A 9,578-nucleotide genomic window follows, 5' to 3' on the forward strand; every position below is an offset into this window, starting at 1 on the left:
CTTGTCAAACTCCAAAGCAGATGTTGTTGATGGCATAGAAGCCATTACAGGAATTCGCCCAGCCTTTGAGGAAGTAGACTGCACTAATATGCCAGCTCTTGAGGCTGTATTCCAAAAATATGTTCCCATTGAAGGTATCATCCACTTTGCAGCTAGTAAAGCTGTAGGAGAAAGCGTTCAGAAACCATTGAAATATTATCGCAACAATACGGTCAGTACTATTAATCTGCTCGAGTTGATGCCGAAATATAATGTAAAAGGCTTCATTTTCTCTAGTAGCTGTACTGTTTATGGTCAACCAGATGAGGACAATCTACCAGTGAAAGAAACTACACCACGTAAAGATGCAGAAAGTCCATATGGTAATACAAAGAAAATAGATGAAGATATTATTACGGATTTTTGCAAGAGTGGAGCTCCTATTCACGCAACTCTTCTCCGCTATTTCAACCCAATTGGTGCTCATCCTTCTTGTCTGATTGGTGAGATGCCCAATGGTGTACCAGCTAATCTAATTCCTTACCTCACTCAAACAGCCATGGGTATTCGAGAATGTCTTTCAGTCTTTGGAGATGACTATAATACGCCAGATGGTAGCTGTTTACGCGACTATATCTATGTCGTTGACTTAGCTAAAGCGCATGTTGCTGCAATGGAAAGAATTCTAGAAAATAAAAGTGAGCAAGCTGTTGAGATTTTCAATGTAGGAACTGGTAATGGCGTTAGTGTCCTTGAACTTATCAAAACTTTTGAGAAATGCACTGGTGTAAAATTGAATTATAAGATTGCAGAGCGCCGCGCTGGTGATATTGAAAAAGTATGGGGAAATGTTGATAAAGCCAATAATGTCTTAGGCTGGCATGCCGTACACACACTTGACGAAGCTCTTCTTAGTGCTTGGAACTGGCAAAAGAAACTCCGCGAGCGTGGAATCATGTAACATAACGTACTTTAATAGCTACGTTTTTCTATAAATCAATACGAATTCAACGAACTTTTATTTTATAGTATTAGTTCGTTGAATTTGTAATAATTCTCAAAATACATTGAATAAATGACTACACCATACTACTTACTTGACGAGAGTAAGCTAAGGAAAAACCTTCAACTCATTCAAGATACTGCAGAAAGAGCAGGAGTAGAGTTTATCTTAGCTTTCAAAGCTTTTGCTCTATGGCGTACATTCCCTATTTTTCGAGAATACATTAGACACACAACGGCTTCTTCACCTTTTGAGGCTTGTTTAGGCTTTAAAGAATTTGGAGCGGCTTGCCATACTTATTCCCCAGCCTATGAAGAAAATACCTTTGATGAGATCCTTGAATACTCTAGTCATGTAACCTTTAATTCACTCACACAATTTGAGCGTTTTTACTCACGCGCAAAAGACAAAGTGAGCTGTGGTGTACGAATCAATCCTGAATATAGCGAAATAGACACTGAATTATACAATCCGTGTGCACCAGGCAGTCGTTTTGGTATTTTGGCTCATCAACTTCCTAAAGTCTTACCTGAAGGAATCGAAGGATTCCATTGTCATTGTCATTGTGAAAGTGATAGCTATGCATTAGAACATAGCCTACAACATATAGAAGAAAAATTTGGTAGTTGGCTCAAAGATATAAAGTGGTTAAACCTCGGGGGAGGCCATCTGCTTACTCGTAAAGATTATGATGTAGAACATCTTATATCTATACTTAGAGCTTTCAAAAAAAAGCATCCCAATTTACAGCTTATTCTTGAACCAGGAAGTGCCTTTGCTTGGCAAATAGGAACTCTTGTAGCTCAAGTTGTTGATATTGTTGAAAACCATCAGATAAAGACAGCTATTCTAAACGTAAGTTTTACATGTCACATGCCCGATTGTCTTGAAATGCCTTATTGGCCAAATATTCAAGGTGCAGAAACCCTCATAGGCGAAAATGCAAAAGGATATGAGACAGAAGAACGTGTATATCGCTTAGGTGGTAATAGCTGTTTAAGCGGAGACTTCTTAGGATATTGGCGCTTTGCAAAACCGCTACATGTTGGTGATGAGATTATTTTCGAAGATATGATTCATTACACAACAGTTAAGACCAATATGTTTAATGGTATTGCTCACCCAGCAATAATTCTAGAGCACGTCAATGGAGAACGCGAAGTGCTAAGAGAATATACTTACGAGGATTATAAAAATAGAATGGACTAATAAATTTATATACTTATGTCAAACAATCGACAATTACCGGAGAATGCCTTTCGCGAACTAAAGAACGGTGAAGAATACAAGCCTCTCATGTCCCCCGAAGGCCAATTCCGTGAAGTAACACCTTGGTCGCTAACTTGGGGGATCATCATGGCTATAATTTTCTCAGCAGCAACTGCTTACCTAGGTCTAAAAGTTGGTCAGGTTTTTGAAGCCGCTATTCCTATAACTATTATAGCAGTAGGAGTTGCAGGCGCGACACATAGGAAAGATCCTCTTGGAGAAAACGTTATCATACAGAGCATTGGTGCTTGTTCTGGAATGATTGTAGCCGGAGCAATTTTTACACTACCTGCTCTATACATTCTTCAAGCTAAATATCCTGAAATGACCATCAATTTCTTCGAGATTTTTATAGCATCCGTCTTAGGGGGTATATTAGGAATTTTATTTCTAATACCATTTCGCAAATACTTTGTAAAGGATATGCACGGAAAATATCCTTTCCCAGAAGCTACAGCTTCCACCCAAGTTCTTATCAGTGGAGAAGGGGAAGGTAGCAGTGCTAAGCCCTTGTTCGTTGCTGGTATAATTGGCGGTTTATACGACTTTATTGCAAGTGGGAATATAGGTGTAATGGTAGATATGGTAAGTAGTCGAGTTTTAGGTGTTGGGGAAGTTTTGGCACAAAAAGCTAAACTTGTATTTCAAGTTAATACAGGTGCTGCACTTTTAGGTATGGGCTATATTGTAGGCTTAAAATATGCAGCAATTATATGTGCAGGCTCCATTCTAACTTGGTGGATTATAGTCCCTGGAATAGCTTTGATATGGCCTGATATGAATGTCTCGCTCGATGCGTCTAAAACCATCCTTGCAAGCGCTGCAGATCCTCAAGAAATATACAATTATGCAAAGAGTCTTGGTATCGGAGCTATAGCCATGGCCGGTGTTATAGGCATAGCTAAGAGCTGGAGCGTCATCAAAAGTTCTTTTGGACTTATTGGAAAAGTATTCAAAGGCAGCAATAATAACGAAGCATCCCTTCCACGCACACAGCAAGATCTCAGCATGAAGATTATTGCTATCGGCACATTAGTAACACTCATTATAACCTTTGTTTTTTTCCTCTTAGGAGTAATGAATGGTAATCTGTTATTTGCTATTGTTGGTATTCTCATTGTTGCTATCATTGCGTTCCTATTCACTACTGTTGCAGCAAATGCTATTGCTATCGTTGGTTCTAATCCAGTAAGTGGTATGACGCTAATGACACTAATTCTTGCCTGCGTCATTATGGCTGCAGTTGGACTAAAGGGCGTAAGTGGTATGACAGCCGCTCTTATCATGGGTGGCGTAGTCTGCACTGCACTTTCAACTGCAGGTAGTTTTATCACCGATCTTAAAATTGGATACTGGCTTGGTTCTACTCCTAAGAAACAAGAAACATTCAAGTTCATCGGAGTCCTTGTAAGTGCAGCTACGGTAGGAGGTGTCATCATGATTTTAAACAAAGTGTATGGTTTTAGCAATCCCAATACAATGGCAGCTCCACAAGCTCGTGCAATGGCTGCAGTTATAGAGCCTATAATGAACGGCGGACAAGCCCCATGGTTACTTTATGGTATTGGTGCGGCTATTGCTCTTTTAGTTAATATCTGTGGAATCAGTGCATTAGCTTTTGCACTGGGAATGTTCATACCCTTGCAACTAAACCTTCCACTTCTTGCTGGTGGTTTAATACATTGGTATGTTAGTTCTCGCAGCAAAAAAGAAGTAGTTAATAAAGCTCGTGCAGATAAAGGAACACTCCTAGCCAGCGGTTTTATTGCTGGTGGTGCCTTAATGGGAGTTGTCAGTGCAGGACTACAGTTTGGAGGCTATAACTTTGCTGATAAAGCATGGTTGGCAAGCCCCTGGAGCACATTGACAGCTTGCGTATTATACGTCCTACTTATTATTTACCTAATAAAAGCTTCTTTATCTGACTAAATAAAAGTTCCCACATTAAAATTGAGTAGATAACTTTTCCAGAAATTATTATTAAAAAGAAGAATCAATGAAAAAGGTATTTTTAGCAGTTCTTGCAATGGTGCTTTCGCTACCTTCTATTGCATGCACAAGTTTTCTTGTAGGTAAGAAAGCTTCAACAGATGGTTCTGTCTTTATTTCCTATAATGCAGACGATTATGGAATGTATGGCCATTTAATCTATCTACCTCATGCCATTCATCCGCAAGGGACTATGAGAAAAATTATCGATGGCGATACAAATCACTACCTAGGCGAAATTCCTGAGGCAACAGAAACCTATAAAGTTAATGGATACATCAATGAGTTTCAGGTCTCTATCATGGAAAGCACTTGGGGAGGCCGTGAAGAATTGGTTGATTCAAAAGGTATTATTGACTATGTCAGCTTGATGCGTATTGCTTTACAACGCTCAAAAACAGCGCGTGAAGCCATCAACGTAATGACGACTCTTGTTGAGAAGTATGGCTATGCCAGCAGTGGGGAGTCTTTCTCCATTGCCGACAAAAATGAAATTTGGATTATGGAAATGATCGGCAAAGGTACAGGAGTAACAGGCGCCAACTGGGTGGCTGTGCGAATCCCCGACGATTGTATTGCTGCTCATGCAAACCAAAGCCGTATCCATAAGATCTCTCAGTATGCCAAAAAGGATGTGCTCTATTCTAAGGATCTTATTAGTTTTGCGCGTAAAAAAGGCTACTTTAGTGGAAAAGATAATGAATTTGATTTCGCCAATGCCTTTGCTCCTGCAGATTTTGGAGCCATGCGTTTTTGTGAAGCCCGCGTATGGAGTTTCTTCAATCGCTTTGTTAGTGGCATGGAGAAATATCTAGACTATGTTGATGGTCATCACATTGGCAATGCCGAACCTATGCCTCTTTACATGCGTCCAACTCGTTCCCTCTCTCGTCAAGATATAATGGACGGAATGCGTGACCATTATGAAGGTACACCTTTTGATGTAAATAAAGATATGGGACAAGGACCATGGGAGATGCCCTACCGCCCTACTCCTCTCCAATTTAAGTATGAGGGAAAAACTTACTTCAATGAGCGCCCCATTTCTACGCAACAAACTGCTGACACATATATTGCTCAGCTACGTTCTTATCTTCCAGATGCTATTGGTGGTATCCTTTGGTATGGAAGTGACGATCCCAATATGATAAGCTACACTCCTATTTATTGCCACAATACCATAGTGCCAGAATGCTTTAATGCTCCAGATGCTGACGGAGGAAATTTCTCGTGGAAATCTGCTTTCTGGGTTTGTAATTGGGTGAGCAATATGACTTACCCTCGCTACAATCAAGTATTTCCAGCAGTTCAACGAGTTCGTAATGAATTAGATAGTACGTGGATAGCCCAGCAACCGAGTGTGGAAGCTAAAGCCCAAGAGCTTTATAAGATGTCGCCAGATAAGGCTCAAGAGTTCCTAAACAGTTATAGTCTACAATGTGCAGCTACAATGTTGAAGGATTGGAAGAAACTTGGAGAATACATTATCGTGAAATACAATGATATGACTGTTAAACCCGAAAAAAGTGGAGAGTTTGAACGCACTTCTGATGGGCTTTGTGTACCTCCTAAGCGCACGGGATTTTCTGAAAGTTATAAGTCATCCCTTATAAAAGAAACGGGTAACAAGTATTTAGTCCCTTCAATACCCCAATAATTAGAAATGGAATATATCAAAACAAAAATCGAAGGTGTGTGGATTTGTGAGCCACACATCTTCGATGATGCTCGCGGCTATTTCATGGAAACGTGGCATGAAGAAGATTTCAATAAAAATATAGGCAAAAAAATTACATTCATTCAGGATAACCAATCAAAGTCCAGTAAAGGAGTTCTCCGTGGCTTGCATTATCAAAGAGGAGAATTCTCACAAGCAAAATTAGTTCGTGTGCTGCAAGGTGAAGTTCTAGATGTTGCAGTTGATCTTCGAAAAAACTCTCTCACTTTTGGGAAACATATAGCGGTAATTCTTAGCGAAGCAAATAACCGACAACTATTCATCCCTCGCGGCTTTGCTCACGGCTTTCAAGTATTGAGTGATGTGGCTATATTTACTTACAAAGTTGACAATACCTATGCCCCCCAGGCCGAATGTAGTATTTGCTATAATGATCCAGACTTGGCCATAGACTGGCCCATTACAACCCCTGAAGAAGTGTTACTTTCGGAAAAAGACTTAAACAAGGCAGTGTCCTTCAAAGAAGCAGTAGTATTTTAAGTATGAAGAATATTCGAAACTTTTGTATCATCGCCCATATTGACCATGGTAAAAGTACCTTGGCAGATCGTCTCTTAGAACGAACGCAGACCATAAAGGTAACAGAAGGGCAGATGCTCGATGATATGGATTTGGAACGTGAGCGCGGTATCACGATTAAGAGTCATGCCATCCAAATGGATTACACTCAAGATGGCCAGCACTATACATTAAACCTCATTGACACTCCGGGACACGTAGACTTCTCGTACGAGGTTTCTCGTAGTATCGCAGCCTGTGAGGGATGTTTACTCCTCGTCGATTCTACCCAGGGAGTTCAAGCACAGACTATATCAAATCTGTATATGGCTATAGAACATGACCTGGAGATTATTCCAGTTCTTTCAAAGTGCGACATGGTCAATTCGATGCCTGAGGAAGTAGAAGATGAAATCATTGAACTATTGGGTTGTAAGAGAGAGGAAATCATACGCGCGTCTGGAAAGACTGGTGAAGGTGTGGATAATATTCTGCGAGCCATTATAGAAAAAGTTCCAGCGCCTGTTGGAGAAGAGAACGCTCCTCTCCAAGCCATGATTTTTGACTCTGTTTTCAACCCGTTCCGTGGTATCATTGCCTACTATAAAATCATTAATGGCTCTCTACACTCTGGTGAAGAAGTAGTATTTGTCAATACGGGACAACGCTACATCGCAGATGAAATTGGAGTTCTTAAAATGGAACTTTCAGCTCGAAAGGAATTACATTGTGGCGATGTAGGTTATATCGTAAGTGGCATAAAAACGGCTACGGAAGTAAAAGTCGGTGATACAATCACATCTGTTGCAAAGCCTTGCGAAAAAGCCATTGCAGGCTTTGAGGAAGTAAAGCCGATGGTCTTTGCAGGTCTCTATCCTGTTGAAACTGAGGATTTCGAAAATCTTCGTACCAGCCTTGAGAAGTTGCAACTTAACGATGCCTCACTTACCTTCTCTCCCGAGTCTTCTGTTGCACTGGGCTTTGGCTTCCGTTGCGGCTTCTTAGGTCTACTTCACATGGACATTATTCAAGAGCGTCTTGATAGAGAGTTCAATATGAATGTGATTACGACTGTGCCCAACGTAAGCTACAATGTCTACGACAAACATCTCAATATGTTGGAGGTTCATAATCCCGCAGGAATGCCAGATGCCACTGACATCGACCACATTGAAGAACCTTATATTCGAGCAAGTATCATCACTAAAACAGATTATATAGGTTCTATTATGACCCTCTGCTTAAACAAACGTGGAGAACTTGTAAAACAAGAATATGTCTCAGGTGATCGTGTAGAAATACACTACGACATGCCTCTCGCAGAAATAGTTATTGACTTTTATGACAAACTCAAATCTATCTCTAAAGGGTATGCCTCTTTCGATTACCACCCCATAGAGTTCCGTCCTTCTCGTCTTGTCAAACTCGATATTCTACTCAATGGTGAACCTGTTGATGCCCTGTCTACACTTACTCACGTAGACAATGCAACAAACTTTGGTCGACGCATGTGCGAGAAATTGAAAGAACTTCTTCCACGCCAACAATTTGATATTGCGATACAGGCCGCTATCGGAGCAAAAATCATTGCGCGTGAAACTGTGAAGCAGCTAAGAAAAGACGTTACAGCAAAGTGCTATGGCGGTGATATAAGCCGTAAACGAAAATTGCTTGAAAAGCAGAAACGTGGTAAGAAACGTATGAAGCAAATCGGCAACGTAGAAGTGCCACAAAAAGCTTTCCTTGCTGTATTGAAATTAGACTAATACATATATAAAACAGCCATGTAACTAAATGATACATGGCTGTTTTACTAAAGAAAATTTTGATACTGTCCTATAAAAGTGTGTAAGCCCTAAAGTACTTATATTTGACAAAGCAAAATGAAGCTTACGACAGAATAAATATCTGAATTAATTTTCCAAATGACCTCCAGTGAGGTTGTTTTTTATGAGTTGCTTCGCGTGTTTTTGGAGAGTTTTTCCAAACAAAAGTACACTCTCTTTATTGAGAAACATAGAGGTGAACAAACCAATTGTTCCCGTCCTCAGCATTGGCGAGGCCATGGGTGGAGTTTCCAACTTCTCATCGCTGCACGCTCTCCAATACTTTTCAGACATCACCCAATAAGGGAATTTTCATATGCAATAAGGGTGTTTGCTGATAGCCTTATTGTATTCTTAAATACAATAAAGAGAAAAACATTCCCTCATGTATCAAAAACTCTCTAATAAAACACAATTTCACTCAGCTAGTTTCTATAAAATTATCTCATCCATACCTTCTAAAATTATGTTTTTACACGCTAGAATAAGAAAACACGTTATCCAATAAAACAATAAATCAAAGCAAAATAGCTTTTATTGAAAATGATAGATAAATATCATTAGAGTTCCCTATCAGTAGCGAAATGACGGCAAAAAATCAAAAAACCTAATAGAAATATCAAGAAGATATATTCCATTAGGTTATATATAAAATAAAGTGTATAAGCAACAGGTTCTTAATATCTCAAAATTTGTCCTGGCCGAATATGACTTGTTGCAGAAATATGATTTGCTTTACACAAAGCATCAAGCGAGATTTCTAATTTGCGAGCAATAGAAGTTAAGTTTTCTCCAGCAGCTACCTTGTGGTAGCGAGAAGGAGCAATTTCAGCCATATGTTCTGTCTGAGCAGTCATCTCTTTATTCTTTCTACTAGCAGTTGAGGCGACTCCAGTAAACATATTTGGATTATCACTCTTATGGAATACGAAATAGTCACCCGTCACATCTTGGTTAGGGAAATCAAACAGAAGTTCAGGATTGATAACAGCACCTAACAGACGGCATTCAAAATGAAGATGACTTCCAGTGGAGAGCCCTGTATTCCCCCCTAAACCTATAGGTTCTCCTGCTTTCACATAAGTATTAACAGAGACTAGATGCTTGGAGAGATGAGCATAGATTGTTTCCAATCCATTATTATGACGAATAACAATATATTTTCCATAACCTCCTCCCTCATAATCAACGATGCGTACGCGACCATCAAATGCAGATCGGATAGTATCGCCAACATAAACTTTTATATCGAGTCCTTTATGATAACGACGAAATG

The 9,578-nt window shown here is 39.8% G+C and carries 7 protein-coding genes; 6 read left to right on the plus strand and 1 reads right to left on the minus strand.

The features are described from left to right. The 6 genes from galE to lepA all read left to right on the plus strand — a co-directional run. A partial coding sequence (galE, locus tag ABLA33_RS09485) for a UDP-glucose 4-epimerase GalE (protein WP_347720119.1) occupies positions 1–940 on the plus strand: 940 nt, incomplete at its 5' end. Positions 941–1,054: 114 nt separating this feature from the next. After that, positions 1,055–2,191 (plus strand): carboxynorspermidine decarboxylase, encoded by a 1,137-nt coding sequence (nspC, locus tag ABLA33_RS09490; protein WP_347720120.1) that lies wholly within the window; start codon positions 1,055–1,057, stop codon positions 2,189–2,191. 15 nt (positions 2,192–2,206) lie between these two features. After that, positions 2,207–4,180 carry an oligopeptide transporter, OPT family gene (locus ABLA33_RS09495; RefSeq protein ID WP_347720121.1) on the plus strand — a complete coding sequence of 658 codons (1,974 nt, stop codon included), beginning with the start codon at positions 2,207–2,209 and terminating at the stop codon, positions 4,178–4,180. A gap of 67 nt (positions 4,181–4,247) precedes the next feature. Next, complete coding sequence (locus ABLA33_RS09500) at positions 4,248–5,897, plus strand: C69 family dipeptidase (protein ID WP_311490012.1); 1,650 nt, start codon at positions 4,248–4,250, stop codon at positions 5,895–5,897. 6 nt (positions 5,898–5,903) lie between these two features. Beyond that, positions 5,904–6,458, plus strand: coding sequence for a dTDP-4-dehydrorhamnose 3,5-epimerase (rfbC, locus tag ABLA33_RS09505; RefSeq protein WP_311490013.1), 555 nt, complete (start codon positions 5,904–5,906; stop codon positions 6,456–6,458). 2 nt (positions 6,459–6,460) lie between these two features. After that, on the plus strand, positions 6,461–8,242 hold the full coding sequence (lepA, locus tag ABLA33_RS09510) for a translation elongation factor 4 (protein WP_311490014.1): 1,782 nt from the start codon (positions 6,461–6,463) through the stop codon (positions 8,240–8,242). 737 nt (positions 8,243–8,979) lie between these two features. Here lepA and ABLA33_RS09515 read toward each other — a convergent pair. Further along, positions 8,980–9,578, minus strand: a 599-nt coding sequence (locus tag ABLA33_RS09515) for a M23 family metallopeptidase (RefSeq protein ID WP_347720122.1), incomplete at its 5' end; no start/stop codon positions are given.

Origin of the sequence: uncultured Alloprevotella sp., from assembly GCF_963536905.1 — a bacterium.
Classification (GTDB): Bacteria; Bacteroidota; Bacteroidia; order Bacteroidales; family Bacteroidaceae; genus Alloprevotella.